The sequence below is a fragment of the Parasphingorhabdus sp. genome, from assembly GCF_049667325.1.
GTDB lineage: Bacteria > Pseudomonadota > Alphaproteobacteria > Sphingomonadales > Sphingomonadaceae > Parasphingorhabdus.
Genome location: NZ_JBATHY010000308.1, coordinates 1 through 1959 on the forward strand (window position 1 = coordinate 1; position 1959 = coordinate 1959).

Annotated in this window: 3 protein-coding genes; all 3 read left to right on the top strand. The window is 58.7% G+C overall.

Annotated elements, in window-relative coordinates; all coding sequences use genetic code 11:
* A partial coding sequence (locus WBM93_RS13285) for a hypothetical protein (RefSeq protein WP_424432344.1) occupies positions 1 to 207 on the top strand: 207 nt, incomplete at its 5' end.
* A 73-nt stretch (positions 208 to 280) separates the two neighbouring features.
* Positions 281 to 1231, top strand: coding sequence for an aspartyl protease family protein (locus WBM93_RS13290; RefSeq protein WP_424432345.1), 951 nt, complete (start codon positions 281 to 283; stop codon positions 1229 to 1231).
* A gap of 105 nt (positions 1232 to 1336) precedes the next feature.
* A partial coding sequence (locus WBM93_RS13295) for a retropepsin-like aspartic protease (protein WP_424432346.1) occupies positions 1337 to 1959 on the top strand: 623 nt, incomplete at its 3' end.

The following is a 1959-nucleotide window of genomic DNA, read 5'->3' on the forward strand; positions in this document are numbered from 1 at the left end:
GCGCGGATGACCGATGTCGGCCGGCTCGGCGATCTTCTCGACCGCGCGAAAGACTCCCTGATCCATGTCGAGCTGGAACGGGTCAGTCCGCTCGCGGTACCGGTACTGGTGATGATCGGACGCGAACATGTCGCGCAGGGAGCCACCGATGATGCATTGCTGATCGAGGCGGAAACGCTGATCAACGAGGCGATGAAAATCGATTAGCAAAGTCGATCGGAATGCGGCGGGCGGTCGCACGGGATTAGGAAGGATGCGGTTTATAGCGTAAGGTAAAAACATGGCTTGTCCCACAATATTGCTTCCTGTCTGCGCTTCGCTGTTTGCGACCCAGCTTGCAGTGGCCGTTCCGGTCGAGCCGGAAACCGAAGCCTATATTGCCGACGCCCTGCCCGAGCAGTTTCTTCAACCCGATGCCGAACAGATCGCGATCGCGCAGGACCGGGTCGAACGAATGACCGTTTCCGTCAGCATCGCGCAGGGCGGGCCCTATGAATTCATCATCGACACGGCTTCGCAACGCACCATCCTGTCCAAGGAGATCGCCGGCGCGCTTGCGCTTGATCTGGAAGACGAGATCAAAATCGTCGCGCTCGCCGGTACGACCGTCGTACAGACCGTCTACGTACCCAGCCTGACCCTTGGCACGCGCAGCTATGACAGCCTGGTTTCGCCGATTTTCCGGTCGGCCAATCTTGGTGCTGACGGCGTCCTCGGGCTCGACAGTCTGCAAGGGCAGCGAATTTTGTTCGATTTTGTCGGCAGACAGATCTCGGTTGGCGATACCAGCGAGAAACTGAAAAGCCGGTCGCGCCGGGAAATCGTTGTGACGGCGAGACGGCGATCGGGACAGCTGATCTTCACCAACGCGACGATTGCCGGGGTCAAGACCAACGTGATCATCGACACCGGCGGCGAGCTGTCGATCGGCAACAAATCGCTGCAGAGACGATTGCGCCTGCGGTCATCCGCGATGGAACAGACCTCTCTCGTCGACGTCACCGGCCGTTCGATCGCCGCCGATTATGGCATCGCCGAAGAATTGCTGATCGGCCGCGCCCGCTTTGGCGTCATCCCGATTGCTTTTGCCGATATAGCGCCGTTCAAGGCTTTGAAACTGGACAAGAAACCGGCGCTGTTTCTGGGCATGGATGCGCTGCGCAAATTTGACCGGGTGGCGATCGATTTTGCCAACCGGAAAATCTATTTCCTGCTGCCGGAGGGAGCCTAGCGACGTTGTTGGTCGAAGCAGGACGCTGATTTGTGCTATGCCTCTGGTAAGCCCCAGGCCGGAGCCTAAACTGTCGCTGCCCGGAGCAACCAGATCGGAGATATTATGTCGGCCTTTTTGATTAGCATACCCGCTGTTCTGGCGTCCGCGCTGGCGATGGCCTATCCCGTTCCCCTCGGCCAGCCGGTGACGCCCGGCAGCCTGACCAATCCTGTGGGCGAGATTGTCGACCTCGATGAAGATCGCGCCGAACGGATGACCGTGCCGGTCAGCATTGAAGGCAAGGGGCCATTTTCTTTCGTCATCGACACCGGCGCGGAACGGACCGTGATTTCGCGCAAGATCGCCGATAGATTGGCACTGGAAGACGAGGATCCCGCAGAATTGATGAGCATTGCCGGTACCAGCATGGTTGACATGGTCTATGTGCCCAGACTGACGCTGGGCCGGAAAAGCTACGAAGGTCTGGTTTCGCCGGTTCTGGCGGCTCGGCATATCGGGGCCGACGGCATATTGGGCCTCGACGGTTTGCAAGACCAGCGCATATTGTTCGATTTTGTTCTGAACCAGATTGTCATCGAAGATGCTGATCAAGCACGCAGCCGGTCGAGCTCACGGGACATCGTGGTGACCGCCAAGCGGCGGTCCGGCCAGCTGATTTTCACCGACGCGACGATATCCGGGATCAAGATCAACGTCATCGTCGATACCGGAGCGCAAATGTCGAT

What these genes read in the sequence shown, in the direction of transcription:
- WBM93_RS13290 (WP_424432345.1), top strand. Translation starts at nt 281, where the DNA reads ATGGCTTGTCCCACAATATTGCTTCCTGTCTGCGCTTCGCTGTTTGCG.